26 protein-coding genes are annotated in these 24,425 nt (G+C 60.4%); 16 read left to right on the top strand and 10 right to left on the bottom strand.

Annotated features, from left to right (window positions below):
- Window positions 1–43: 43 nt before the first annotated feature.
- Window positions 44–523, bottom strand: coding sequence for a phage infection protein (locus HU718_RS18960; RefSeq protein WP_150811771.1), 480 nt, complete (start codon window positions 521–523; stop codon window positions 44–46).
- 164 nt (window positions 524–687) lie between these two features.
- Entirely contained in the window at window positions 688–1,251 is a 564-nt protein-coding gene (locus HU718_RS18955; RefSeq protein ID WP_150731300.1) for a chorismate mutase, read from the bottom strand.
- A gap of 200 nt (window positions 1,252–1,451) precedes the next feature.
- Between HU718_RS18955 and HU718_RS18950 the strand changes: the two genes are divergently transcribed.
- The 4 genes from HU718_RS18950 (at window position 1,452) to HU718_RS18935 (ending at window position 5,333) form a co-directional block, all read left to right on the top strand.
- Window positions 1,452–2,807 (top strand): MATE family efflux transporter, encoded by a 1,356-nt coding sequence (locus HU718_RS18950; RefSeq protein ID WP_186616412.1) that lies wholly within the window; start codon window positions 1,452–1,454, stop codon window positions 2,805–2,807.
- A gap of 152 nt (window positions 2,808–2,959) precedes the next feature.
- On the top strand, window positions 2,960–3,958 hold the full coding sequence (locus HU718_RS18945; protein WP_150708912.1) for an acyltransferase family protein: 999 nt from the start codon (window positions 2,960–2,962) through the stop codon (window positions 3,956–3,958).
- Window positions 3,959–4,037: 79 nt separating this feature from the next.
- Window positions 4,038–4,595, top strand: a complete 558-nt coding sequence (locus HU718_RS18940) for a YceI family protein (RefSeq protein ID WP_186616413.1) — start codon at window positions 4,038–4,040, stop codon at window positions 4,593–4,595.
- Between the two features lie 51 nt (window positions 4,596–4,646).
- Complete coding sequence (locus HU718_RS18935) at window positions 4,647–5,333, top strand: GNAT family N-acetyltransferase (RefSeq protein ID WP_150708914.1); 687 nt, start codon at window positions 4,647–4,649, stop codon at window positions 5,331–5,333.
- 64 nt (window positions 5,334–5,397) lie between these two features.
- On the opposite strand, the gene HU718_RS18930 is transcribed toward HU718_RS18935, so the two are convergent.
- Window positions 5,398–5,838: a hotdog fold domain-containing protein gene (locus tag HU718_RS18930; protein ID WP_186616414.1), complete on the bottom strand. Its 441-nt coding sequence runs from the start codon at window positions 5,836–5,838 to the stop codon at window positions 5,398–5,400.
- 161 nt (window positions 5,839–5,999) lie between these two features.
- Here HU718_RS18930 and HU718_RS18925 point away from each other — a divergent pair, with 161 nt between their 5' ends.
- Entirely contained in the window at window positions 6,000–6,632 is a 633-nt protein-coding gene (locus HU718_RS18925; protein WP_150708916.1) for a TetR/AcrR family transcriptional regulator, read from the top strand.
- 344 nt (window positions 6,633–6,976) lie between these two features.
- Here HU718_RS18925 and HU718_RS18920 read toward each other — a convergent pair whose 3' ends face one another.
- Window positions 6,977–8,095, bottom strand: coding sequence for a DmpA family aminopeptidase (locus HU718_RS18920; RefSeq protein WP_186616415.1), 1,119 nt, complete (start codon window positions 8,093–8,095; stop codon window positions 6,977–6,979).
- A gap of 149 nt (window positions 8,096–8,244) precedes the next feature.
- The gene (locus HU718_RS18915) at window positions 8,245–9,360 is read right to left on the bottom strand and encodes a polyamine ABC transporter substrate-binding protein (protein ID WP_186616416.1); all 1,116 of its coding nucleotides are present in this window, start codon (window positions 9,358–9,360) and stop codon (window positions 8,245–8,247) included.
- Between the two features lie 110 nt (window positions 9,361–9,470).
- Between HU718_RS18915 and HU718_RS18910 the strand changes: the two genes are divergently transcribed.
- Window positions 9,471–10,250 carry a helix-turn-helix transcriptional regulator gene (locus tag HU718_RS18910; RefSeq protein ID WP_186616417.1) on the top strand — a complete coding sequence of 260 codons (780 nt, stop codon included), beginning with the start codon at window positions 9,471–9,473 and terminating at the stop codon, window positions 10,248–10,250.
- A gap of 140 nt (window positions 10,251–10,390) precedes the next feature.
- Here the strand turns inward: HU718_RS18910 and HU718_RS18905 are convergent, their stop codons facing one another.
- On the bottom strand, window positions 10,391–11,332 hold the full coding sequence (locus HU718_RS18905; protein ID WP_186616418.1) for a class I SAM-dependent methyltransferase: 942 nt from the start codon (window positions 11,330–11,332) through the stop codon (window positions 10,391–10,393).
- A gap of 199 nt (window positions 11,333–11,531) precedes the next feature.
- On the opposite strand from HU718_RS18905, the gene HU718_RS18900 reads away from it, so the two are divergent.
- Together HU718_RS18900 and HU718_RS18895 are read left to right on the top strand one after the other, a co-directional pair.
- A complete protein-coding gene (locus HU718_RS18900) occupies window positions 11,532–11,945 on the top strand; it encodes a response regulator (protein WP_150708921.1) in 414 nt (137 codons plus the stop codon).
- Window positions 11,946–12,001: 56 nt separating this feature from the next.
- Window positions 12,002–12,670 carry an HAD family hydrolase gene (locus HU718_RS18895; protein WP_186616419.1) on the top strand — a complete coding sequence of 223 codons (669 nt, stop codon included), beginning with the start codon at window positions 12,002–12,004 and terminating at the stop codon, window positions 12,668–12,670.
- A gap of 121 nt (window positions 12,671–12,791) precedes the next feature.
- Here HU718_RS18895 and HU718_RS18890 read toward each other — a convergent pair whose 3' ends face one another.
- Together HU718_RS18890 and HU718_RS18885 are read right to left on the bottom strand one after the other, a co-directional pair.
- The gene (locus HU718_RS18890) at window positions 12,792–13,451 is read right to left on the bottom strand and encodes a methyltransferase family protein (RefSeq protein WP_186616420.1); all 660 of its coding nucleotides are present in this window, start codon (window positions 13,449–13,451) and stop codon (window positions 12,792–12,794) included.
- Window positions 13,452–13,653: 202 nt separating this feature from the next.
- Window positions 13,654–14,550 (bottom strand): LysR substrate-binding domain-containing protein, encoded by an 897-nt coding sequence (locus HU718_RS18885; RefSeq protein WP_186616421.1) that lies wholly within the window; start codon window positions 14,548–14,550, stop codon window positions 13,654–13,656.
- A 113-nt stretch (window positions 14,551–14,663) separates the two neighbouring features.
- Between HU718_RS18885 and HU718_RS18880 the strand changes: the two genes are divergently transcribed.
- The 3 genes from HU718_RS18880 to HU718_RS18870 are packed head-to-tail and all read left to right on the top strand — an operon-like array spanning window position 14,664 to window position 16,912.
- Entirely contained in the window at window positions 14,664–15,686 is a 1,023-nt protein-coding gene (locus HU718_RS18880) for an aldo/keto reductase (protein ID WP_186616422.1), read from the top strand.
- The gene (locus HU718_RS18875; protein ID WP_150793665.1) at window positions 15,683–16,480 is read left to right on the top strand and encodes an SDR family NAD(P)-dependent oxidoreductase; all 798 of its coding nucleotides are present in this window, start codon (window positions 15,683–15,685) and stop codon (window positions 16,478–16,480) included. Before HU718_RS18880 ends, HU718_RS18875 begins: the two co-directional genes overlap by 4 nt.
- A gap of 21 nt (window positions 16,481–16,501) precedes the next feature.
- Window positions 16,502–16,912 (top strand): SRPBCC family protein, encoded by a 411-nt coding sequence (locus HU718_RS18870; protein ID WP_105708726.1) that lies wholly within the window; start codon window positions 16,502–16,504, stop codon window positions 16,910–16,912.
- Window positions 16,913–17,043: 131 nt separating this feature from the next.
- Here the strand turns inward: HU718_RS18870 and HU718_RS18865 are convergent, their stop codons facing one another.
- Together HU718_RS18865 and HU718_RS18860 are read right to left on the bottom strand one after the other, a co-directional pair.
- The gene (locus HU718_RS18865; protein WP_110719425.1) at window positions 17,044–18,438 is read right to left on the bottom strand and encodes a sensor histidine kinase; all 1,395 of its coding nucleotides are present in this window, start codon (window positions 18,436–18,438) and stop codon (window positions 17,044–17,046) included.
- Window positions 18,416–19,099: a response regulator transcription factor gene (locus HU718_RS18860; protein ID WP_064120914.1), complete on the bottom strand. Its 684-nt coding sequence runs from the start codon at window positions 19,097–19,099 to the stop codon at window positions 18,416–18,418. Before HU718_RS18860 ends, HU718_RS18865 begins: the two co-directional genes overlap by 23 nt.
- Window positions 19,100–19,406: 307 nt before the next feature.
- Here HU718_RS18860 and HU718_RS18855 point away from each other — a divergent pair, with 307 nt between their 5' ends.
- The 5 genes from HU718_RS18855 (at window position 19,407) to hcnC (ending at window position 24,315) form a co-directional block, all read left to right on the top strand.
- Window positions 19,407–20,336, top strand: coding sequence for a membrane protein (locus HU718_RS18855; protein ID WP_007914999.1), 930 nt, complete (start codon window positions 19,407–19,409; stop codon window positions 20,334–20,336).
- Window positions 20,337–20,559: 223 nt separating this feature from the next.
- Window positions 20,560–21,099, top strand: coding sequence for a hypothetical protein (locus HU718_RS18850; protein ID WP_186616423.1), 540 nt, complete (start codon window positions 20,560–20,562; stop codon window positions 21,097–21,099).
- Window positions 21,100–21,339: 240 nt separating this feature from the next.
- Window positions 21,340–21,657 carry a cyanide-forming glycine dehydrogenase subunit HcnA gene (gene hcnA / locus HU718_RS18845; protein WP_102899299.1) on the top strand — a complete coding sequence of 106 codons (318 nt, stop codon included), beginning with the start codon at window positions 21,340–21,342 and terminating at the stop codon, window positions 21,655–21,657.
- Complete coding sequence (gene hcnB, locus HU718_RS18840) at window positions 21,654–23,063, top strand: cyanide-forming glycine dehydrogenase subunit HcnB (RefSeq protein ID WP_186616424.1); 1,410 nt, start codon at window positions 21,654–21,656, stop codon at window positions 23,061–23,063. The genes hcnA and hcnB overlap by 4 nt, the downstream gene beginning before the upstream one ends.
- Window positions 23,056–24,315, top strand: a complete 1,260-nt coding sequence (gene hcnC, locus HU718_RS18835) for a cyanide-forming glycine dehydrogenase subunit HcnC (RefSeq protein ID WP_150708931.1) — start codon at window positions 23,056–23,058, stop codon at window positions 24,313–24,315. Before hcnB ends, hcnC begins: the two co-directional genes overlap by 8 nt.
- Window positions 24,316–24,425: the final 110 nt, after the last annotated feature.

Here is a 24,425-nt window from a genome sequence, read left to right as displayed (position 1 = left end):
GATCAGGCCGGGCTTTTCAGGGGATTGCAGTGAAGCCAGTGACTTATGCGACGCGGCGTTCGATCAGACGATCGGAACCACCTTCGGCAACGCGGCGTTCGATCAGACGATCGGAACCGCCTTCGGCAACGCGGCGTTCGATCAGACGATCGGAACCACCTTCGGCAACGCGGCGTTCGATCAGACGATCGGAACCGCCTTCGGCAACGCGGCGTTCGATCAGACGATCGGAACCACCTTCGGCAACACGGCGTTCGATCAGACGATCGGAACCGCCTTCGGCAACGCGGCGTTCGATCAGACGATCGGAACCACCTTCGGCAACGCGGCGTTCGATCAGGCGATCGGAACCGCCTTCGGCAACGCGGCGTTCGAGCAGACGATCGGAACCACCTTCGGCAACACGACTTTCAATCAACTTGTCCGAGCCGCCTTCAGCGACCTGGGTGTGTGCCGGGGTGGCGGCAAAAGCGTTAATGGCGAAAACCGAGAAAGCGATGCTGAGAAGGGTCTGGCGTTTCATGATCGTGTGCTCCGGGGTGTTGTTGGTTGGTATGGAGCTGATGTTACGCCGTGGATTTTTTATGAGAACTTCATTGCCGTGATGGTGAACATCGACCGCAATGATGGTTCACCAATCCCCTGTAGGAGCTGCCGCAGGCTGCGATCTTTTGATCTGGCGGTTTCTCAGAGTGAATTCGCCGCCCGAACACACAGTTCACCGGTCGCCCGTGTCAGGGCAAGTTCATGCAGCGAATCGTGGGTCAGGCCGCTGCGCGCCTTGGCCAGCCACACCGGGCAATTCGCATCATGGCGATACGGCGTGAAGTCAGCGTATTGCTGCAAGAGCCGGGTTTGCAGTTCATCCAGACGCGGGCGGATCTGCTTGCCGAGGTCGGGGCGCGGAGTGTCCGGCGCGGCACCCGCCGCCTGCCATTGCGAAAGCAACCCGTACTGCACCAATTTGTTCGCCTCCATTTGCGCGGCAATCAGTTGCGCCACCTCTTCCGGGTCGAGCTGGTGCTCGGCGGCCAGCGTGCGGGCATTGGCGATAACCTGCGCCTCACGGGGGCTGTCCTGAATCGGCTTGCCGCTGTCCCATTTGGTCAGGGCGACGAGGTCGCCGATGTTCAGGCGTTCGTTGAGTGTTTCCAGCAACGGCTTCAAGGTTTCGCCGGGCGCGGCGGCGTGAGCGCTGCTGGCGAGCAGAGCGAGGAGGCTGGCGGTCAACAGATTGGCAAAGGGCGGCATGAACAGAGCCTCAATGGGAGCAATGGGAGTGGGCAGTTGTTTACCACAGCGCTGAACCGACACCTACAGATCCGTGCCAATTACACAGGCGTAGGCACCGGCAATAAACACCGATTTGAAATGTTAATTGCGCCCCGCGTGCAACTCGCCGAAGCTATCCTCCATCAGCCCTCCCGCCGTTCGAGATGGACCTCTATTCAATGCAAGCTGCCGTTCAACGCCCACTCTGGCACACCTACCTGCTGTTCCTCGCACCTATGGTGCTGTCCAATTTTCTGCAGTCGATGTCGGGCACGGTCAACAGCATCTACATCGGCCAGATGCTCGGCACCCAGGCGCTGGCGGCGGTGTCGGGGATGTTTCCCGTGGTGTTCTTTTTTATCGCCCTGGTGATCGGCCTCGGCGCGGGCGCCGGTGTGTTGATCGGTCAGGCGTGGGGCGCGCGTGAGCCGCACATGGTCAAGGCGATTGCCGGGGCGACGCTGTTGCTGGGCGTATTGATCGGTCTGGTGGCTGCGGTGTTGGGCAGCGTGTTCGCGCGGCAGGCGCTGACGGGGCTGGGGACGCCGGCGGATGTGCTCGACGATGCGGTGGCGTATGCCCATGTGATGATGTGGATCTTGCCGTCGCTGCTGGTGTTCGTGTTGTTTACGCAACTGTTGCGCGGGGTCAGCGATACGCTGTCGCCGCTGCTGGCACTGGTTGTGTCGACCTGTGTCGGGCTGGCACTGACCCCGGCGCTGATTCGCGGCTGGTTCGGCTTGCCACAAATGGGTATCCAGAGTGCGGCGTACGCGGGGCTGGCGGGTAATCTGGCGGCGATGGCGTGGCTGTCCTGGCGGTTGATCAGAAAGGGTCATCCGTTGGCGCCGGACCGAGAGTTCTTTGCCGCGCTGCGCCTCGACGGGGCGATTCTCGGCAAGGTCTTGCGCATCGGCCTGCCGACTGGCGTGCAGATGATTGTGCTGTCGCTGTCGGAGCTGGTGATTCTGGCGCTGGTCAACCAGCACGGCTCGCAAGCGACGGCGGCGTATGGCGCGGTGACGCAGATCGTCAACTATGTGCAGTTCCCGGCGTTGTCGATTGCGATCACTGCGTCGATTCTTGGCGCACAGGCCATTGGCGCCGGGCAGCTGGAACGCATGGGGCCGATTCTGCGCACTGGACTGTTGATCAACGTGTGCCTGACCGGCGGTTTGATTGTGCTCGGTTACCTGTTGTCGCACTGGTTGCTGGGGCTGTTCCTGACCGAGGATTCGACCCGGGCAATGGCTGAGCATCTGCTGCACATCATGTTGTGGAGCCTGTTGGTATTCGGCTTCCAGGCGATCATCGGCGGGATCATGCGCGCCAGCGGCACGGTGTTGGTGCCGGTGATCATTGCGATCATTTGTGTGGTCGGCGTGCAACTGCCGGCGGCTTACTGGCTGGACGGGCAATATGGTTTGCAGGGCGTGTGGATGGCGTTTCCGGTGGCGTATCTGGGCATGCTGGTGTTGCAGACCCTGTATTACAGACTGGTCTGGCAGCATCAGAAGATCGAACGGTTGGTGTAAACGGTAAAGGCCATCGCTCAGCAATCGTGCGATCAGGTTGGCGCCACAGGCCTTTCGCACCGGGAGCAGTGGCGTTTGGAGAATCCTCTGGCATCGTCAATCAAAGCATCGTAGGTTAAGCAGCATAACTATAAGGATGATCGAGGGTGTAAGTGGGAGCTTTTCGACTGTTGTTGGCCGTTCTGGTCGCCGTGTCTCATATGGGTAAAAATCTTGCTGGGCTCAATCCCGGTGTGGTTGCCGTCATATCGTTCCTGATCATCAGCGGTTTCGTGATGACCTCGCTTATCGAACGCAACTACCGCAGCATCGAGAAAGTCGGCCTGTTCTATGTCGACAGAGCGTTGCGCCTCTACCCACAGTTTCTGTTCTATTTCGTCGTGTCCTGCCTCGTGATCCATTTCTTGCTGCCCGGTACACCCCAGGCGGCTGAACTGACGGTTAAAACCATAGCCTCGAGCGTGCCCATCCTGCCTTTGGGCTTTTACATGTTTGGCGTCGCCGGAACGCAAATCCTGCCACCTGCCTGGTCGCTGGGGCTGGAGATGTGTTTCTACCTGGTGATTCCGTTCCTGCTCATTTTCAACGCGCGCGGCGCTGCGTTCATCTTGTCGTTCGGTATCTTCCTGCTGGCTTGCCTTGGCTATATCGATACGGATATCTACGGTTATCGATTGCTGCCGGGCGTGCTGTTCATGTTTCTGTGTGGCAGCTATCTGTACAAGTCCGACCGCAAAGGGGTGGCGATTGCCGTTGGCACGGCGATCGTGGCGGGGCTGCTGTTTGTGGCGATCATGACGGGATTGATCGAGCGCCAGCCGTTCAACGCCGAGGTTACGCTCGGCATCGCGCTGGGCATTCCAGCCGTGTTGCTACTGAGCCGGTTCAAGTTTCATCCGCTGGATGAGTTCCTCGGCAATATCAGTTACGGCATGTTCCTCAACCACTTTGTGGTGATGTACCTGTTGCGCGGTTTTTGGCCGGTAGCCTATGACGCTCATATCGTTGCTGCGGTGCTGGCGCTGGCTTTTGTGTTCAGTACTGTGTCGTATTACTGCGTCGAGCGACCGGCGCTGAAGTGGCGTCACCGCCTGCGCGCACGTACAAGAAAGGGCGCTGTGCCATCGCGCAGCAGCGAACTGGCCGTTTGAGCCGCGAGCTGGCATAACGGGCGGTTGTTTGCTTAAGTCAATCGAGGCCCTCGACGGCAAGCGATGCCCGGAGAATCCCATGTCGATCCGATTGCTGTTGGCTGCCGCGTTGTGCCTGTGTGTCATGCCGACCGCGCAGGCTGTCGAATACACCCGGGTCAACACCACCGCGAGCCAGATCAGCTTCAGCTACAACCAGATGGGCTCCAGGATGTATGGCACTTTCAGCCGGTTCGAGGCGACGCTTGACTTCGACACCGACAACCTCGCCAACGCCCATACGACCTTGCACATTGACCTCACCAGTATCGATGCCGGCAGCGAAGACGCCAATTCCGAACTGGTGAAGCCGGCCTGGTTCGACACTGCGAAATTTCCTCTGGCGGTGTTCGAATCGAGTCGTTTCACTCGGGTGGACGAGAGCCACTTCGTGATATCCGGCCAGCTCACGCTCAAAGGCATTACCCGTGAGGTTCAGGTCCCGGTGGAGTTGAAACCGGGCCAAACGATCGGCATCTTCGACGCCGAGCTGGTACTTCAGCGCGACGAGTTCGGTCTCGGCGCGGGGGAGTGGGCAGACACGGTGGTGTCCAAGGACATTGCCATCAAGTTCAAGGTCGTGGCACCACAGCAGTGATGTCGCCTCACAAGGTATGATGTCGCGGTTTTCCGCCGGAGTTCACCCGTCATGCCCCGCCTCACCCACTACAAATCTCCATGCCCCGAGGGCATCAACAGCCAGATTCTGCAAATGGTCGTCGACTACCTGACCGACATCAGCGCGGTCGGTCTCGGCCCGAGCAACCTGCTGTACAACGTCTATCAGTACGCGGTCGGCTATGAGGTGCATCTGTATCTGGAGGCGTTGAATGGCGAGAAGGGCACCGACGTCGAGTTGCTGGTCGCCACCGACGAGGATGATCCGGAGCAAGTGATCGGCTTTCTGTTGTACCTGCCGGTGCAGGGCGATTGGGAAGCTTGCAGCGTCGCCTACATGGCCGTGCGCGAAGGGCATCGGCGTCAGGGTGTGGCGCGGGCGATGATCGGCGAAATGCTCGGGCGTTATCCCCACGCGGAACTGGCCTGCACGGTCGGCAAAGTCCCGTACTTCGAAGCGTTGGGCTTTGAGGTGATTGGCCAGCGTGAAACGCAGGTGTTGATGAGCACCCGGCATTACCGCAGCAACGGCCTGCGCGGGTTTATCGACACCACGCCGATTTACCGGTCGCTAGAGGTGCAGCAGATCCACACCTATTTGCTGCAAAAAAACGGCAAGCGCGCCATGCTCGACGCTGAAAAACAACGCGACCGCCACCTCGATCAGACCAGCCGTCATGTCGAGGAGTTTGTTCGCCAGCGTCTGACTGTGCACTGACACCTCATCAGCGAAAAAGCCCTTGCTATGGATCCCGCAGCAAGGGCTTTTTTATACGCGTCATTCAGCCGAGTTTGACGTTCATGGTGATCCGCGCCGTGAACACGTGCTTGCCCTCGGTGTCGTGAATATCCACGGTGACGATCTTGTCGCCTGCGCTCTGCCAATCCACGCCCTCACCACTGGCCACCGCCGTCACATCGGTTTTTGCCTTGGCCAGATACTCCACAGTCATGCCTTTGGGGATCCAGCGTGCGCCGGCCGGGATCGACACGTCGGTCATCATCCCGGCGGCGAGTTCTGCGGCGTTGCACATGGCAATCGCATGCACGCTGCCGAGGTGGTTGGTGATCTCACGACGGAACGGCACTTGTACCGTTGCCGCGTTGGCGCGCAACTCGGTCACCAGCGGGTTGATGGTGCTGAAGTATGGCGCGACCTGGCAGGCCATCTGGCTGAATGCTTGCGGACCTGCGCTGTTGAACATGCTGAGAAACTGACTCATGGAAAGCCTCGCGGAAAGTGATTTTGCAGAATGATGTTCCGTTACAGAATAATGTTCTGTAACGGAACGGTATTCTGTCTGCGGGAAATCTGTCAACCTGTGCGTGTTTTTCATTGGCACGACGTGTGCCTTTCAATCCCGATTTTCAGGCAGTGAGCCGCATGGACACCGCAGATCTACTTGAACGCAGCTACCCCGGTCGTCGCGCCGAACTCAAGCGCGACATCTTTCGCAAGGCACTGAGCCTGTTCAACGAGCAGGGCATCGAGGCCACCACCATCGACATGATTCGCGCCGAGTGCGATACCAGCGTCGGGGCGATCTATCACCATTTCGGCAACAAGGAGGGCTTGGTCGCCGCGTTGTTTTTCACCGCGCTGGAGGATCAGGCGCGTCTGCGCGATGCCTATCTGGATGCAGCGAAAACCACCGAAGAAGGTGTGCAGGCGCTGGTGTTCAGCTACGTCGATTGGGTCGAACGTCAACCGGAGTGGGCGCGCTTCCAGTACCACGCGCGGTTTGCCGTGACCAAAGGGCCATTCAAGGACGAACTGGCCGAGCGCAACAAGACCCGCAATCTGCGTCTGCGCGACTGGCTGGCCGAATCGGGGCGCGCAGCCGAACTCAAGGCCTTGCCCGCCGAACTGTTGCCGTCGTTGATCATCGGTCAGGCCGACAGTTACTGCCGTGCCTGGCTGGCCGGGCGGGTGAAGGGTGGACCGGCGGAATATCGCGCGTTGCTGGCGCAAGCGGCCTGGCGATCGATTCGCGTCGATGCGTTGCCGGACTGCTGATTTGCGCAGACAAAAAAAGAGCCTCAAAGCTCTTTGATGGGGAGGAAGTGGAGCCCGTGAGGCTCAAGGTGCGCATGAAGCAAGACACGGGCTTGATTGGGGTTCAGAGCACCCGTGCCTACGCAGTGCTCGAAGAGCGGAGTCACTGCGTGATTCCATCCTAGGAGTGTGCAAGTGGCGGCTCAAGTACCGCCAGTCGCCCGGGCGGCGGCACGAACCTGGAAATATTGACGTAATCCTTTGTGGGAGCGAGCCTGCTCGCGAAGGCGGTGTGTCAGGCAATATTGAGTCGACTGACACTCCGTCTTCGCGAGCAGGCTCGCTCCCACAGGGAAATTCGGATGTTAACGCGATCCAGGCCAGCCTGATTTTTCGAGGGCAGCGAGCAGGGTGTCGGCATCGAGTCCCGGCACCGAATGCCCGTTGCCCTCGGTGCTGTCACTGGCCAGCAAAGCATTGATGATCGCCTCTTCAACCGCCTCGGTCGCGGCCAGAAACAGCTCGCTGATATGGTCATTGTTGACCATGCGCAAGCCGTCACAGGTCGGCGCGCCTTTGCCTTCGTAGGCAGCGGGCGGTACGTGATCATTACCCGTGGCAAACGCGATGAAAATGTCGCCGCTATGATCCTCGTTGCCGCCGCCGGTGCGCGCCAGGCCGAGGCTCGCGCGCTGCGCCAGACGTGTGCACTGATGCGGCAACAGCGGCGCATCGGTGGCCAGACACACAACGATCGAACCCATCCCCGGATGCGGCAATGAGGCGCGCAGGAACGGCGAATCTGTCTGTTCCATGTAGCGCCCGACCGGATAGCCATCGACCCGCAATTCATTGCGAATGCCGTGGTTGGCCTGCACGATCGCGCCGACGGTCCAGCCACCCTGAACACTGCTCAAACGTCGCGACGCAGTGCCGATGCCACCCTTGAATTCATGGCAGATCATGCCGCTGCCACCGCCGACCGCGCCCTCTACCACGGGACCGTCGACGGCTGCGCTCAAAGCTTCGGCGACGTGTTCAGGCTGCACGTGGAAACCGTTGATGTCATTGAGCAAACCGTCAAAAGTTTCCAGCACTACCGGCATGTTCCAGTAGAGACGCCCGTCGTCCGGTTGTTGCTGGCGATCCAATGCAATCAAGGCATCGCGCACTACACCAAGGCTGTGGGTGTTGGTGAACGCAATCGGGCTGGTCAGCAGACCCGCCTCGCGAATCCACTCAAGCCCAGTGGCGTCACCGTTGCCGTTGAGCACATGCACGCCGGCAAAACACGGTTGCTGGTTGGTCGAACCCGGGCGCGGTTCGATCAGTGTGACGCCGCTGCAGATGTCACGCCCGGCGCTGCTGCGGCCGCGCACATTGCTGTGGCCGACGCGCACACCGCGGACGTCGGTGATGGCGTTGAGCGGACCGGGATGTAGTTGGCCGATGCGGATGTTGAGGTCACGGGCACGAGGTTTCATTGATTTCTGTCTCTCTAAAAAATGTCTGGTGAATCACAAAACCTGTAGGAGTGAGCCTGCTCGCGATAGCGGTTTGTCCGGCAAAACAGTGTTATCAGGCAGACCGCTATCGCGAGCAGGCTCACTCCTACAGGGGGAATGCGTTGTTCTTACTGGCCGTTCTTGACCTTGCTCCACACCCGCGTGCGCACCCGTTCGGTGGCTTTGGGCAGGGGTTCAAGGGTGTACAGCGTGGCCATCGCTGCGGCGGAGGGATACACCGCCGGATTGTCCCGAGTCGCGGCGGCCACCAGCGCTGTTGCCGCGCGATTGCCATTCGGATAAGACAGATGATCACTGACCGGCGCGATCACTTCGGGGCGCAGCAGATAGTCGATAAACGCCAGACCCTGAGGACGATTCGGTGCGTCTTTAAGCAGCACCAGCGTGTCGAACCACACCGGCGCGCCTTCCTTGGGCAGGCTGTAGGCGATCTTCACTCCGTTGTTGGCCTGCTCGGCATTGGTCTTGGCTTCCAGCATCGCGCCCGACCAACCGACCGCCACGCAAATGTTGCCGTTGGACAGGTCGCTGATGAATTTCGACGAGTTGAAGTAAGCGATGTGCGGGCGCAGTTTCAGCAGCAGCGCCTCGGCTTTTTTATAGTCTTCAGGGTCGGTGCTGTTCGGTGGCAGGCCGAGATAGTGCAGGGCGACCGGCAGCATCTCCGACGGCGAATCGAGCATCGCCACGCCGCACTGGCCGAGTTTGGCGAGGTTGTCTGCGTTGAACACCAGATCCCACGAGTCCACCGGCGCCTTGTCGCCGAGCGCCGCGCGCACTTTGTCGACGTTGTAGCCGATGCCGTTGGTCCCCCACAGGTACGGCACGGCGTATTGATTGCCGGGATCGTTATTGGCCAGTTTCGCCAGCAGGCCGGCATCGAGATTCTTCCAGCCCGGCAGTTGCTCGCGTGGCAGCGGGGCGAGGGCGCCGGCCTTGATCAGCGTCGGCAGGCTGAAGTTGCTCGCCACCACCACGTCGTAGCCGCTGCGGCTGGTCATCAATTTGCCTTCGAGGACTTCGGCACTATCGAAGGTGTCGTAGACCGGCTGGATACCGCTGTCGCGCTGGAAATCGTGGAGGGTGTTCGGGCCGATATAGTCGTACCAGTTGTAGACGTGCACGCTCGGCGCGTCGGCGGCCATGGCCATCGAACTGGCGCCCATACCGGCGAGCAGGCCCAGTTGAATACTGAGGTTGATACAGCCACGGTGACCACGCATGATGCGGCACTCCTGGCCTGTGCAGGCCGGTGATGAACAAGAGTGGTCAGCCTATCGGGCCGGCCAGGCCTGACCCATTCCCATCATGGGTTACTCAAAAGGGGTAGTGCGTGGACGCGTTGCTGCAGGAACTGCCAGTGCATCAAAGCCTGGCGCGGGTATTTGCCGGTGTCGGTCAGGACGGTTTCTGGCGTGCGCTGGTGGACACGTTACGGCTGTTGGTGCCGCTGGACAACGCGCTGGTGGCGCTGATGCAAGCCGGGCAGGCGCCGCAGTTGCTGATCGACTTCGACAGCAAGGGCCGCCCCGACGAGCAGGAAGAACTGGCCGGTTACAGCGCCTGGATGTACCTGCTCGATCCGTTCTATCAAACCGCGTCGACCGGTATTGCCGACGGCTTGCACAGCCTCGCCTCGGTGGCGCCGGACCAGTTTCTGCACAGCGAGTACTACCAGAGCTACTTTCGTTTGGTGGTCGGCGAGGACGAGTTGCAGTTCATGATCAACGTCGAGGGCGGCGTGCTCGGTTTGTCATTGGGCCGCTCGACGCCGTTCGACATGGCCGAGCAAGGCAGGTTGCTGTGCGTGCGTGACTGGGTGTTGGCGGCGATGCGTCGGCATGTGCAGTTGTTGCCGCCGCAGGGCGCGGTGGCGGAAACGCCGGTCGGTGATCTGGCAACGTTGCTTGACCGCTTCGATGCGCGGCTGACGGTGCGCGAGGTCGACACGGCACGGCTGATCTTGCAGGGCTTCTCCAGCAAGGCAATGGCCCAGCAGATGGGCATCTCGCCGGAGACGGTCAAGGTGCATCGGCGCAATCTGTATCACAAGCTCAATGTCACCGGGCATGGTGAGTTGTTTGCGCTGGTGTTGCGCCCACCGGTTATCTGAAGAACCCCGATAACCTTGTAGGAGCGAGCCTGCTCGCGAATGCGGTAGATCAGTCAACATCACTGGTGAATGACAAAACGCTTTCGCGAGCAGGCTCGCTCCCACAGGGGATGTGCGTTGCTCAGGGGATCTTCGGGGTGTCAGGGAGTGCGGTGGAAGATCAGGGCCTTGAGGCCGCTTTCAGGATCAATGTCCGGAAACTCCGGCGGGTTCTCCAGCCGCTCTACAAAGCGCAGACTCGGCGCTTCCTGGGTCACGCCATCAATCAGAAAGTCCGAACCAAACGCCGGATCGTTCATGCACGCCAGTACCGTGCCCTGCGCGGTAAGCAATTCCGGCAAACGACGCAGCACGCGCTGGTAATCCTTGGTCAGCAGGAAACTGCCTTTCTGGAACGACGGCGGATCGATGATCACCAGGTCATACGGGCCGCTGTTGATCACCTTGCCCCAGGACTTGAACAGGTCGTGGCCGAGGAAACTGACTTTGCTCAGGTCATGGCCGTTCAAGCGATGATTGTCGCGGCCCCGGCTCAGCGCGGCGCGGGACATGTCCAGGTTGACCACATGGTTGGCGCCACCCTCGATAGCCGCTACGGAAAAACCGCAGGTGTAGGCAAACAGATTGAGTACGCGTTTGCCGTTGGCCTGTTCGCGCACCCAGTTGCGCCCGTAACGCATGTCGAGAAATAGCCCGGCGTTCTGTTTGCGTCCCAGGTCGACGCGGTACTGCAAGCCGCCTTCAACGATGGTCATTTCGTCGATTTCATCACCCAGCAGCCATTCGGCGGTGCTCTGTGGCAAGTAGCGATGCTGGATCAGCAAGGTGTGTGCGCCAGATTGTTTCCATTCGGCGGAAACCGTGAGTTCCAGCAGCAACGTCTTGAGATCGTCCAGTTGATCAGGCACCGGCTCCTTGAACAGCGACACCAGCACCACGCCTTGCAGCCAGTCCACGGTCAACTGCTCCAGTCCGGCCCAGCAGCGTCCGCGTCCGTGGAACAGGCGACGGGTTTCGCTCGGTGCGGCCGCAAGGGCTGGCAGCAGATGGGCGTGGAGGGTGGCGAGGGCTTCAGGGTTCATCGGTCAGGATCGGCAAGCAAAAGGGCCGGCATTTTAACCACAAATACGTCGTCACGAACGATTGCCTGCGACGGGCAAAAATGGCCTTTCGCAAAAGACCTGTATCAAAAATGAATTTCTGCAGAGCCCGCCGCTCATACCAGATAAGCAGCGGATTCAAGCCGCTAAATCGTTCATGCAATTCAGGGAGTGCAGTTCCATGTGCCCAACACCGACGGCGAGCGCGCACCTTCCTGACGGATTGATTCTGGTGGTTGAGGATGATCCGTTGATTCTGGAGTTTCTCTGCGAAATTCTTCAGGAGGAAGGTTTCAAGGTCGAGCCGCAGACCAGTGCCGACGCCGCATCACTTTACCTTGAGAAAAATGCTCCGAACGTGGCGTTGCTACTGACCGACATCACCATGCCCGGCACCCTCAATGGCGCTGATCTGGCCAATCTGGTCGGCGACCGCTGGCCGGACAAACCGGTAATGGTCATGTCCGGCTATGAAACGCCCGAGACTTCCGGGGTCAAGCATCCAGTGGCGTTCATCAAAAAGCCCTGGGCCATCGGCCAGTTGCTCGACTGCGTCGACAGTGCTTTCAAGTCCAAGGCACCGCGTCTGCACTGACAAGTGCTACATTGCCGGGCACATCTGCCCGGCCCCTTGCCAGAGGAAGCGAACTTTTGCCTGCTCACGACACTCTTTTCAATCGCGCATTTGGCGCGTTTCTGTTCGACATGGACGGCACCGTCCTCAATTCCATCGCCGCTGCCGAGCGGATCTGGTCAGCCTGGGCCGTGCGCCATGGCGTCGACGTGGAAACCTTTTTGCCGACCATTCATGGCGCGCGTGCTATCGACACGATCAATCGCCTGAACCTGCCGGGCGTAGATGCCGAGGCGCAAGCGGCGGTCATCACCGAGGCGGAAATCGCAGACGTCGAAGGCATTGTCGAGATTCCCGGCGCGGCGAAGTTTCTCAACAGCCTGCCCGCTGATCGCTGGGCGATGGTGACCTCGGCGCCACGGGATCTGGCTTTGCGGCGGATGGCGGCGGCGGGGATTCCAGAGCCTGCGCTGATGATCACTGCTGAAGATGTGAAGGCCGGCAAACCTGATCCGGCCGGCTATTTACTGGCTGCGAAACGTCTTGGCCTGGAAGCGCGTGATTGCCTGATCTTCGAAGACGCCACCGTCGGCATTCAGGCTGCCGAAGCGGCTGGCGCGGCGTTGATGATCATCACCACGACGCATCAGCATCCGCTGGAAACGGCCCATGCGACGCTGGCCAGTTATGCTGACATCCGCGTCGAAGTCGACAACGCCGGCCAACTCCACCTGCAAAAAAACTGACACAACACAATCCCTTGTAGGAGTGAGCCTGCTCGCGATAGCGGTATGTCAGACACACAGATTTGACTGACACACCGCTATCGCGAGCAGGCTCACTCCTACAGGGGACTTTGTTCGCAAATCAATAAACGCCGGGCAGCAAACGCCAACTCCGCGCACAGTAAGCGTCATACTCCGCCCCAAACTGCGCACGCAGCAGCGCTTCCTCCGAATGAATCCGGGCAATCAACGGGATCAATGTCAGCGCCGCCAGCATCAGTCCGACCACCGAGCGAAACGCCAATGCCCAGCCCACAGCATTGATCACCAGCCCCAGATAACTCGGGTTGCGCAGGTGCTGATAGATGCCATCCGTCACCAAACGATGCCCCGGCTGAATCGCCACCAACCCACTGAATCGCCGCCCCAACACAAACACCGGCCACAGTCGCAGCGCGCCGCCGATGATAAACAGCAAAGCGCCGAGCCAGCGCACGCCTTCGCCGCCAAAGGTCCAGAAATTCACCCGGTCGCAGTAGGCCGGCAGAAAACCACTGACCAGCCCGATCACACCGAACGCCGGAATCACCCAGCGATTGGCGCGATCTTCACGTTCGCCAGAGCTGAGGTTGACCTCACTGAACAGTGAAGCAATCACCATCGCCACCGTCGCCAGTGCGACGATCACCAGCGAGCCATGGGAAAAGAACATCGCCACCCCGCCAATGCCCCACACCGCCAGACCCAGCCAGGCGAGGGTGGCGAGTACCGCGACGACGGTCATTTGCGCAGACATTTTCATGGCGATCTCACGGCTGGGTGCTGATCCGTTGAGTGTAGATCCGCCACAAAACCTGTGGGAGCGCGCCTGCTCGCGAAAGCGTTGGGTCAGTCAAATACGATGTTGGATGTGCCGGCCCCTTCGCGAGCAGGCTCGCTCCCACAGGGATGGGCGTCGTACACAGAATGCGAGATCACCTTCTGAAACTGTGGGAGCGAGCCTGTCAGTCAGCGGCTATCTCACGGTCAGTCAGGACTTTGCGGAACGTTTCCACCAATGGCCGCAAATTGATCCGGTGCCACGCCGCCCACAATGGCGTAGTCAGCGTCAGCCACGGCAGTTCACGCAACACCACACCCGACGGGGCGTTATGGCTCAAGCCTTTCTGGATCATCGCAATCCCCAGCCCCGACGCTACCAAGCCCAGCGCGGTAAAAGGCTCGGTCGCCTGCATGCGCACATCCGGGGTGAAGCCGGCGCGGATGCACGCGCTGGCAAACTCATCGTTGGCATCCTGACGCGGCTGCACGCCGATCCATTCCTGCTCGGCCAGATCCTCGGCACTCAATGCCGCTTGCTGCGCTAAAGGATGATGCTCCGGCAACGCCAGCAGCATCGGATCATCCAGCACCTGGAAACTCAACAGATCCGGATCGTCATCGGTCGGCGGCTCACTCACCAAGGCAATATCGAGACTACGCTGTCGCAGGCCTTCCAATTGCTCGGCGGAACTGAGGTTGTACAACGCGACATGCACATTCGGCCGATCCGCGCGCAACACGCGCAAGGCATTGGGCAGCACGCCGGCGTGCATGGCGTTCTCGATATAGCCGATGCACAAGCCACCTTCTTCGCCACGGCCCAGGCGTTTGCCGAGGGATTCCAGGCGATTGGCGTGGGTCAGCAGGGCGCGGGTTTCGGCAAGAAAAGTCTGGCCGTCGCGGGTCAGGCGAATGCGTTGCTGACTGCGCTCGAACAGCGTCAGGCCCAGGCGTTCTTCGAGCTGGGCGATCTGCCGGCTCAGTGGCGACTGGGAAATATGCAGCCGTTCGGCGGCGCGGCCGACGTGTTCTTCCTCGGCGACTACAACGAAGTAGCGCAATTGGCGGATATCGATCATGTCAGACCTGTAGGGACTCAAGTGCTGCGCATTATGTCTTGGACGGTCTCGGTGTCGCAATCTAGGATCTGCTCAACGGTCACACAGACCCAGAACCTATTGAGGAAAAACCCATGAGCTTGAAAGACAAACTGCCCGGCCAGCTGGGCTTCGGCACTGCACCACTGGGCAACATGTTCCGCGCCATCCCCGAAGACGAAGCGCAAGCCACCGTGCATGCCGCGTGGGATGCCGGCGTGCGTTACTTCGATACCGCGCCGTTCTACGGCTCCGGTCTGTCGGAGATCCGCCTCGGCGAAGCCCTAAAGCAATACAAGCGCGACGACTACGTGCTGAGCAGCAAGGTCGGCCGGGTGATTCTCGATGAAGTCGAAGACGCCGCCGCCCGCGATCTCGGCGAAAAAAGTGGTGTATTCGAACACGGTCGCCCGAACAAGATCGTCAATGACTACAGCGCCGATGCAACCCTGCGCTCCATTGAGGACAGCCTCAAACGCCTGCAAACCGATCGCCTCGACATCGTCTGGGTGCACGACATCGCTCAAGACTTCTATGGCGATCAATGGCTGGAGTACTTCAACCAGGCCCGCACCGGCGCGTTCAAAGTCCTCACCCGGTTGCGCGAAGAAGGCGTGATCAAAGGCTGGGGTCTGGGCGTGAACAAAGTCGAGCCGTGCGAACTGACCCTCGACCTCAGCGAAGCGCAGCCGGATGGTTTCCTATTGGCCGGTCGCTACACGCTGCTCGATCACGAACGCCCGCTGCAACGCTTGATGGATTCGGCGCTGGCGCAGAACGTTGAGATCGTCGTCGGTGGCCCTTATAGCTCAGGAATTCTGGCCGGTGGCTCGCACTTCGAATACCAGCAGGCCAGCCCTGAGATCATCGCCAAGGTCGAGCAGATCAAACGCATTGCCGCCGCCTACAACGTTGATATCAAAGCCGCCGCATTGCAGTTCTCGCTGGCCAATCCAGCGGTCGCTGCGGTGATTCCCGGCGCGAGCAAACCCGGTCGAATCGCTGAAGATGTCGCGGCGTTATCCGCGATCATTCCTGCCGGTTTCTGGCAAGCCATGCGCGACGCCCAACTGGTTTCCGAACGTGCACCATTGCCAATCGATGAGGTGAAAGCATGAAGATTGATCTGAGTGGAAAACTGGCCATCGTCAGCGGCAGCACCGCCGGCATTGGACTGGGCATCAGCCAGTCGCTGGCCGAGTCTGGCGCCACGGTGGTGGTGATCGGTCGCGACACTGCCAAGGTCGAGCAGGCGCTGGCGAGCATTCGCGAGAAGGTGCCGGGCGCGCAGTTGCGTGGTTTGACGGCGGATCTGGGCACCGCCGAAGGCGCGCAAAAGCTGTTCGCTGCTGAGCCGCGTGCGGACATTCTGGTGAACAACCTCGGCATCTTTAATGATGTGGATTTCTTCGATGCGCCGGACAGCGAGTGGACGCGTTTCTATGAGGTCAACGTGATTTCCGGCGTGCGCCTGGCGCGGCATTACGTGCCGGCGATGGTCGAGCAGGGCTGGGGCCGGGTGATCTTCCTGTCCTCGGAATCCGGCGTCGCCACGCCAGCGGACATGATCAATTACGGCGTGACCAAAAGCGCCAATCTGGCGGTGTCCCACGGCTTGGCCAAACGTCTGGCTGGCACCGGGGTGACGGTCAATGCGATCCTGCCGGGGCCGACCTTCACCGATGGCCTCGAAGACATGCTCAAGGATGCCGCCGCTGAATCCGGGCGCAACCTGCGCGACGAAGCCGACGCCTTTGTACGCAAGGCCCGCCCGACTTCGATCATCCAGCGCGTAGCGGATGTTGAAGAGGTCGCGCACCTGGTCACCTACATTGCTTCGCCGCTGTCGTCGGCCACCACCGGCGCCGCGTTGCGCGTCGATGGCGGCGTGGTCGACAGCCTGACTATCTGAATTCTGGAGAGACGTTTATTTATGCCAACAGCATCCGCAACCATCGACATCCCGGCCTCGGCCGATCAGGTCTGGCAATTGATCGGCGGCTTCAACACGCTGCCCGATTGGCTGCCCTTTATTCCCAACAGTGAGCTGAGCGACGGCGGCCGCGTGCGCACCTTGCAAACCGCTGACGGCGGCGTGGTGGTCGAGCGTCTGCAAGCGTTCGATAACGCGGCGAAGACTTACAGCTATTCGATTGAACAGGCACCGTTCCCGGCGACTGATTATCTGGCGACGATCAAGGTCGAAGCCCAGGGGCAGGGCGCGCGGGTGACTTGGTCGGGGCGTTTCAACGCCAAAGGCGTGAGCGATGAGGAAGTGGTGGCGCTGTTCAGCGGCATCTACCAGGGTGGCCTCGAAGCACTCCGAGCCAATTACCCCGCTTAATCATCCAGCACAAAAACTGGTGGGAGCGAGCCTGCTCGCGAAGAGGGACTGTCAGGCAATATCTTTGTTGAATGACACACCGCTTTCGCGAGCAGGCTCGCTCCCACATTGATTGCATTCCAAAGTAGGAATCAGGAGTTTTCGATCAGGCTCTGCCGGCAATCGAGCACCAGTTTCGCCCCACCCAGATCACTGCTGCCGACTTCAAGACTGAAGCCATGCAAGCTGACAATCGCCGCGACAATCGACAGCCCCAAACCAAAGCCACCCTGCGGCTGCCCACCCTCGGCGCGGTAGAAACGCTGAAACACCGCCTCACGCTCAGTCTCGGGAATCCCCGGCCCTGAGTCGTGCACTTCAATCCGCGTCTGCCCACCCGCGTTCACCCCACGCAACATCACCGTGCCGCCGACCGGGGTGAACTTGATCGAGTTGCTGAGCAGATTCGCCAATGCCTCGAACAGCAATGCCCGATCACCGTTCAGCGCCGGTAATGTTTCCGGCATGTTCAAGTCGAAACGCAGCTCGCCTTCCTCGGCCAGTGGCAGATAAAACTCATGCAGTTCTTCCAGCAATTGCACCGGATCAAGTTCGACAAACCCAGAACGGCGCTGGCGGTCTTCCAGTTCGGAAATCCGCAGCAAGCCGCGAAAGCGCGCCATCAGCGTATCGGCTTCTGCGAGCACCAGATCCAGTTGCGCCGCTTCCTGCGAACCTTCGCCGGCCTGTTGCTGCATGCGATACAACTGCGCGCGCAGGCGCGTCAGCGGCGTGCGCAAATCATGGGCGATGTTGTCGCAGACGCCTTTGACTTCATTCATCAAACGCTCGATGCGCTCCAGCATGGCGTTGACGATGGCGGCGAGCATGTCCAGTTCATCGCGGCGATTGGACAGCGGCAAACGGTGGGTCAGGTCGCCGGCAACAATCGCCTGAGCGCTGTCCTGAATCGCCCGAATCCGCCGCAATGGCCGACGGCGCAGCAAATGCCAGCCGGCAATGCCCGGCAGAATTGTCAGCGACACGCCCCAGAACAACGCATGCAAAATGATCCGCGTCACCGCAAACAGCGAGCCGTTGTCGCGCAGCAACACCAGCCAGCGGCCATCGCGGGTTTGCGTGGCGACCGCGTCGCAGCTGTCATTGGGCAGGGTCGGATCATCGGAGTCGGCGCATTCGGCAAGCATGTGGATCTTGCCGTCCAGCGGCAGGCCTTCGGGGATCTGCTGGAGCGCACCGCCAAGGTAAACGCCGTTGGCGTCGAACAGGCCATAGGCGTCGATGCCGCGAATGTCGAAGGTCATGCTGGCGGCGAGGGCGTCTTCCAGTTGTTCGCCGCGAAAGTGCGAAAACAGGTGCTGACGTTGCATCAGCGAATGTTTGGCGAGGTTGTCGAGGTAGCCGGAGACCTCGTAATACATGACCCCCATAAGGATCGCGCTCCACGCCACGAACAGCGAACTGTACAGCGCCAGCAAGCGGCTGCTGGAGGAACGCCAGCCGTCAGACGGGTTCGGCAATGACATAACCCGAGCCCCGTACGGTGCGGATCAGCGGCACATTGCCGGCCGCGTCGATCTTCTTGCGCAGACGGCCGATGTGCACGTCGATCAGGTTGGTGCCAGGGTCGAAGTGATAACCCCAGACCTCTTCGAAAATCATCATCCGCGAGAGGATCTGACCGCTGTTGCGCATGAGGAATTCGAGCAGTTTGTACTCGGTCGGCAACAGCGTCAGCACTTGTTCGGCACGGCGCGCTTCGTGGCTGATCAAGTCCAGTTCAAGGTCCGCCACTTGCAGCGTCGTCGCCTGAGTGGCGCCGCTGTTTTGCCGACGCAGCAACACTTCGACTCGCGCGGCCATCTCATCGGTGGCGAACGGTTTGGTCAGGTAATCATCACCGCCAGCGCGCAAGCCGCGTACGCGCTCGTCGACATCGGAGAGGGCGCTGATCATCAGAATCGGCGTGGCCACGCCCATGGTGCGTAGGGTGGTGACGATGGCCAGGCCATCGAGTTCGGGCAGCATGCGGTCGAGGGTAATCAGGTCGTAGTTGCCGCTCACGGCCCGGTCGAGGCCTTCACGGCCATTGTCGACCCAGTCGACGTCGAGTCCGTGGCTGCTCAGTTCGGCGACGATTTCCCGGGCGGTCACGGCGTCGTCTTCGATGGTCAAGATACGAGTCATAGGCAGGCCTGCTGATCGGTTCAAACGGAATGGCAGCATTTTGCCAAGAAAATCCGCTGACGCTTTAAATTAACTTTCATGTTCACCTGTCACAAACGCAAATTTCGAGCGCGATGGGTATTCGAGGCCAATGCATAAAACCCGCTGTTATCCGGCCCTTGTTGCAATTTGCAAGGTTTTAGGAAGTTCATTCTTTATAACAGTTTGAAATTAAAGGATTTATTTAATTCTCTCGACTGGCACGGTCGCTGCAATTCCTCTGCTGACGAGTTGTAACACCATTTTTCATGCCTGGAGCAGAACAACAATGAATAGATCCCCTGATGGGTTTTATCCCGCCGTTGAAGAGTCGAGCAGCGTTTCGGGCGTGTCCTGGGGCGCGATTTTCGCCGGTGCTGCGGCTGCCGCTGCACTGTCGATGATTTTAGTCCTGCTCGGGTTTGGTTTGGGTTTCTCTGCCGTTTCACCGTGGGCCGGAGAGGGCGTCAGCGCCAAGGGCCTGGGCATTTCAACGATAGTCTGGCTGGCGGCGACGCAGATCATCGCTTCCGGCATGGGCGGCTACATCGCCGGTCGCCTGCGGGTGAAGTGGGCGAACATGCACGGTGACGAAGTGTATTTCCGCGACACCGCGCACGGCTTCCTCGCGTGGTGCGTGGCGACGTTGGTCACTGCGGTGCTGGTGGTCGGCTCGGTCAGCAGCGTGATCAGTGGTGGTGTGCAGGCCGGTGCCAGTGTCGCTGGCGGTGCTGCCAGCGCCATGACCCAAGCGGCCGGTTCTGCTGCAGCGAACACCGACAGCAACCAGTACGGTTACTACATCGACAGCCTGTTCCGCGATGACCGTCCAGCTTCGGTCAGCGATGACGCAGCGCATGGCGCCGTGGCCCGTATCTTTGCGCAAAGTCTGGCTAATGGTCAGCTGAGTGCCGAAGACCGTACCTACCTGGCGCAACTGGTCGCCCAGCGGACCAACCTGACTCAGGCCGATGCCGAGCGCCGCGTCGATGAGATCTACGCCCGCACTCAGAAAGCCCTGGCCGACGCCAAGCTGAAAGCTCAACAAGCCGCCGACACCGCTGCGAAAGTCGCTGCCTGGACCTCGCTGTGGATGTTCATCTCGCTGCTGGCCGGTGCGTTCTTCGCCAGCCTCGCCGCTACCTATGGCGGTCGTCGTCGGGATGCCGTCGAGTACGTTGAAGTCGACACCTACACCACGACCACTCCAGTCCGTTAAACAAGGAGCATGACCATGCGCTCACTACTGCTGTTTTTCCTAGGCGTACCGATCCCGATCATCATCCTGATCGCCCTGTTCGTGCACTGATTGCTCCATTGAGGCCCATGCCTCGGCCGCTTCCACCTTCGGGTGGAAGCGGCTTTTTGCTTTCTGGCGGGCAACAAGGCGAGAATCCGCGCTGTGCTGTATTTCGATAGACCTCTGATTAAGGATGAGAACGTTGAGCAAGAAGGAAATCAAACGTCAGGTGAGCGAGATGCTCGACTCCGGTCGCTCGAAAACCGAAACCTTCAATGCGTTGTCCGGCGGCGCAGTCAAGGACAAGGTGCTGGCGTATCTGATCGGCTCGTGGCCCGATCCAGAACTGATTGATCGTCACGCCGGCAAGATAAAGGTGCTGCTCGGGCTGACCTATATCCAGGCGTTGATCGGGCTGGTGGGCGGTTATTTCCTCGGTCTGACGATCAGCACCGGTTGGGCCATCGGCATGGGGTTGTTTGCTGGTGTCGTACCTTTGCTGTTCGCTTGGGGTTTTTACCGCAACGTGGCGCAGGCCTACACCGTGTATGTATTTCTCTCGATCACCCAGATGCCACGTATGTTCAAGGACTATGGCGAAGATCCGATAGGCACGGTGATTGGCGTAGCGATCACGTTGGCCATGGTCTTTTTCGTCGCTTGGCTGAAAAACCTGCTGTTTCCTGACCTGGGTTTCTTCGGTGCAAAAAAGATCAAAGGGCAGTTCGTCTTCTCCAATTGATCGTTGGACAATCCAACCGCTTTCACTGGCCTGGATCAATATTTCGAGCGGCGAGATCGCCTAACGTAAATGATCCCGGCCTTTGCTGAGGTATGAACTACAGTGCTTCACGCGCACCTTGTTGCGCTGACGAAGTACGCGTCGACGCCCCAACCACAGCAACAATAAACGCGTCGACACGCTGTAGTGCAGCAAGGAGCTGACACCACCTCAACCGAACTTTCACGGATGAACATTGCAATGCACTGCCAAGAAAGAACCTTCGATATCCAGCCGTTGGCGCAGGCGGACATGACTGTCCATATCAACGGCCAAGCGGTCACCGCCGCCATCGGCGAAACCGTCCTCAGCGTTATCCAGTCCCTCGGCGTACGCCAGATTGCCCGCAACGATCACGACCAGATCACCGGCGCCTATTGCGGCATGGGCGTGTGCCAGTGCTGTCTGGTGAAAATCAATGGCCGGCACAAACGCCGTGCCTGTCAGACCGTGGTGCGCGACGGCATGCAGATCGAAACCCAGGTCAATCGCATCGCCGCGCAGGAGGTGATCGTATGAGCCTGCAACCGGTGATCGTCGGCGGCGGCCCGGCGGGGATGGCCGCAGCCATCGAACTGGCGCGCCACGGTGTGCGCTGCACCTTGCTCGAAGAAGCTTCGCGCCTCGGCGGGGTGGTCTATCGCGGGCCGCTGCGTGACGGCGTGCAACTGGATTATCTCGGCCCGCGTTACTCCGAAGCGCTGGGCAAACTGCACGGTGATTTTCAGGAGCAGGCCGGGCTGATCGACGTGCGCCTCAACCATCGCGTAGTCGGCGCCGAAGGTACTCGTGCATTGGTAGTGCTGGATGGCGACGAGCAACTGCACGAAATCGAGTATCCGCAATTGCTCTTGGCCGCCGGATGCCACGAACGCAGCGTGCCATTTCCGGGCTGGACGGTGCCGGGGGTGATCATGCTTGGCGGTCTGCAACTGCAAATCAAAAGCGGCGTGGTCAAGCCGCAGGGGCCAGTGATCATCGCCGGCACCGGTCCGTTGCTGCCGCTGGTGGCGACGCAGTTGCATGCCGCGGGCGTCAGCGTCGCGGGCGTGTATGAAGCTTGCGCGTTCGGCAAGATCGCCCGTGAAAGCCTGGCGTTGCTGAACAAGCCGCAGTTGTTCCTCGACGGCTTGAGCATGCTCGCCTACCTGAAACTGCACGGCATCCCGATGAATTACGGCTGGGGCGTGGTCGAAGCCCATGGCGAGGACGAACTGAAAAGCGTCAGCGTCGCGCCGTACTCGGCCACGTGGGAACCGGACATGAGCCGCGTCGAGCGCTTCGAAGCCAAGACCCTCGCGGTCGGCTACGGCTTTATTCCCCGCACGCAACTGAGCCAGCAGATGGGCCTGGATCATGGCTTCAGCGACGACGGTTATCTGCGCGCCAATGCGAATGTCTGGCAGCAAAGCAACGAACCTCACGTGCATCTGGCCGGCGACATGGGCGGGATTCGCGGCGGTGAGGCGGCGATGCTCGCCGGCAAGATCGCCGCAACCTCGATTCTGCTGCAACGTGGCGTGCTCGAAGAGGAATTGGCTCGGGTGCGCCGCGACCGCTACTTGAGCAAACTCAAAGCCATCGTGCGCTTTCGCGCCGCCGTCGATCGCTACACCGAACGCGGCGTCGGCCAGACCGCATTGCCCGCCGCCGACACGGTGATCTGCCGTTGCGAGCACGCGACCCGCGCCGACATCGACCTGGCGCTGGAGCAGGGCGTGCAAGACATCGCCAGCCTGAAAATGCGCACCCGCGTGAGCATGGGCGATTGCCAGGGCCGGATGTGCGTCGGCTACTGCAGCGACCGCCTGCGCCAGGCCACCGGACGCAAGGACGTCGGTTGGCTGCGCCCGCGTTTTCCGATCGATCCGATTCCTTTTTCCGCGTTCCAGTCTGTCGACACGGAGGCCGCTGCCCATGAGTAAGTTCTATGACGTGGTCATCGCCGGTGGTGGCGTGATCGGGGCGTCCTGCGCCTATCAATTGTCCAAGCGCAAAAACCTCAAAATCGCGCTGATTGATGCCAAGCGCCCGGGCAACGCGACCCGTGCGTCGGCCGGTGGCTTGTGGGCGATCGGCGAGTCGGTCGGCCTCGGCTGCGGGGTGATTTTCTTCCGCATGATGTCGGCCAACCGCAAGCGCGAAACCCAAGGCGCGGCGGTGGCGGTAGACGCGAGCACGCCGCACATTCTGCCGGAGTCGTTTTTCGATTTTGCCCTGCAGTCCAACGCCCTGTACCCGGCGTTGCACCGAGAGCTGAAAGACAATCACGGCATGGATTTCAAGTTCGAAAAGACCGGGCTGAAATTCGTCATTTATGACGATGAAGACCGGCTCTACGCCGAGCACATCGTCGGCTGCATTCCGCACCTGGCCGACCAGGTGCGCTGGCTCGATCAGGCGGCGCTGCGCGAGTCCGAGCCGAGCGTCAGCCATGAAGCACGCGGGGCGCTGGAGTTTCTCTGCGACCATCAGGTCAGCCCGTTCCGCCTCGCCGATGCCTACATGGAAGGCGCGCGGCAGAACGGCGTCGACATTTTCGTCAACACCAACGTCACCGGCGTGTTGCATCACGGCAGCCGCGTCACCGGTGTGCAGACGGCCGAGGAGGGCGTGTTCCACTGCAAGACGCTGATCAACGCCAGCGGTGCCTGGGCGGCGGACTTGAGCGAATGGGCGACGGGGATTCGCATCCCGGTGAAACCGGTGAAAGGCCAGATTCTACTGACCGAGCGCATGCCGAAGATTCTCAACGGCTGCCTGACCACCAGCGATTGCTACGTGGCGCAGAAGGACAACGGCGAGATCCTGATCGGCAGCACCACCGAAGACAAAGGCTTCGACGTAACCACCACCTACCCGGAAATCGCCGGGCTGGTGCAGGGGGCGGTGCGTTGCCTGCCAGAACTCAAGGACGTCAATCTGAAACGCACCTGGGCGGGCTTGCGTCCGGGTTCGCCGGATGAGTTGCCGATACTCGGGCCGATGCGTGGGGTGGAGGGGTATTTGAATGCCTGCGGGCACTTCCGCACCGGGATTCTGACCTCGGCGATTACCGGTGTGTTGCTGGACAAACTGGTCAACGACGAACCGCTGCCGCTGGATATCACACCGTTTCTGGCAGATCGGTTTGAGGTGGCCCCGGTCAAACAAGCGCTGGAGTTGGAACTGGCCTGACACCGATCCCCTGTGGGAGCGAGCCTGCTCGCGAATGCAATCTGTCAGAAACGAATAGGTTGACTGACACACCGCTTTCGCGAGCAGGCTCGCTCCCACATGGGGTTTTG

It is taken from the genome of Pseudomonas tensinigenes, assembly GCF_014268445.2.
Classification (GTDB): domain Bacteria; phylum Pseudomonadota; class Gammaproteobacteria; order Pseudomonadales; family Pseudomonadaceae; genus Aquipseudomonas; species Aquipseudomonas tensinigenes.
Note: the sequence above shows the minus strand (reverse complement) of the source record. Positions and strands in the feature narration are given on the sequence as shown.

Coding starts and splice junctions, on each gene's coding strand:
- HU718_RS18960 (WP_150811771.1), bottom strand. CDS start 523: ATGAAACGCCAGACCCTTCTCAGCATCGCTTTCTCGGTTTTCGCCATT.
- HU718_RS18955 (WP_150731300.1), bottom strand. CDS start 1,251: ATGCCGCCCTTTGCCAATCTGTTGACCGCCAGCCTCCTCGCTCTGCTC.
- HU718_RS18950 (WP_186616412.1), top strand. CDS start 1,452: ATGCAAGCTGCCGTTCAACGCCCACTCTGGCACACCTACCTGCTGTTC.
- HU718_RS18940 (WP_186616413.1), top strand. CDS start 4,038: ATGTCGATCCGATTGCTGTTGGCTGCCGCGTTGTGCCTGTGTGTCATG.
- HU718_RS18935 (WP_150708914.1), top strand. CDS start 4,647: ATGCCCCGCCTCACCCACTACAAATCTCCATGCCCCGAGGGCATCAAC.
- HU718_RS18930 (WP_186616414.1), bottom strand. CDS start 5,838: ATGAGTCAGTTTCTCAGCATGTTCAACAGCGCAGGTCCGCAAGCATTC.
- HU718_RS18925 (WP_150708916.1), top strand. CDS start 6,000: ATGGACACCGCAGATCTACTTGAACGCAGCTACCCCGGTCGTCGCGCC.
- HU718_RS18920 (WP_186616415.1), bottom strand. CDS start 8,095: ATGAAACCTCGTGCCCGTGACCTCAACATCCGCATCGGCCAACTACAT.
- HU718_RS18915 (WP_186616416.1), bottom strand. CDS start 9,360: ATGCGTGGTCACCGTGGCTGTATCAACCTCAGTATTCAACTGGGCCTG.
- HU718_RS18905 (WP_186616418.1), bottom strand. CDS start 11,332: ATGAACCCTGAAGCCCTCGCCACCCTCCACGCCCATCTGCTGCCAGCC.
- HU718_RS18900 (WP_150708921.1), top strand. CDS start 11,532: ATGTGCCCAACACCGACGGCGAGCGCGCACCTTCCTGACGGATTGATT.
- HU718_RS18890 (WP_186616420.1), bottom strand. CDS start 13,451: ATGAAAATGTCTGCGCAAATGACCGTCGTCGCGGTACTCGCCACCCTC.
- HU718_RS18885 (WP_186616421.1), bottom strand. CDS start 14,550: ATGATCGATATCCGCCAATTGCGCTACTTCGTTGTAGTCGCCGAGGAA.
- HU718_RS18880 (WP_186616422.1), top strand. CDS start 14,664: ATGAGCTTGAAAGACAAACTGCCCGGCCAGCTGGGCTTCGGCACTGCA.
- HU718_RS18875 (WP_150793665.1), top strand. CDS start 15,683: ATGAAGATTGATCTGAGTGGAAAACTGGCCATCGTCAGCGGCAGCACC.
- HU718_RS18870 (WP_105708726.1), top strand. CDS start 16,502: ATGCCAACAGCATCCGCAACCATCGACATCCCGGCCTCGGCCGATCAG.
- HU718_RS18865 (WP_110719425.1), bottom strand. CDS start 18,438: ATGTCATTGCCGAACCCGTCTGACGGCTGGCGTTCCTCCAGCAGCCGC.
- HU718_RS18860 (WP_064120914.1), bottom strand. CDS start 19,099: ATGACTCGTATCTTGACCATCGAAGACGACGCCGTGACCGCCCGGGAA.
- HU718_RS18855 (WP_007914999.1), top strand. CDS start 19,407: ATGAATAGATCCCCTGATGGGTTTTATCCCGCCGTTGAAGAGTCGAGC.
- hcnA (WP_102899299.1), top strand. CDS start 21,340: ATGCACTGCCAAGAAAGAACCTTCGATATCCAGCCGTTGGCGCAGGCG.
- hcnB (WP_186616424.1), top strand. CDS start 21,654: ATGAGCCTGCAACCGGTGATCGTCGGCGGCGGCCCGGCGGGGATGGCC.
- hcnC (WP_150708931.1), top strand. CDS start 23,056: ATGAGTAAGTTCTATGACGTGGTCATCGCCGGTGGTGGCGTGATCGGG.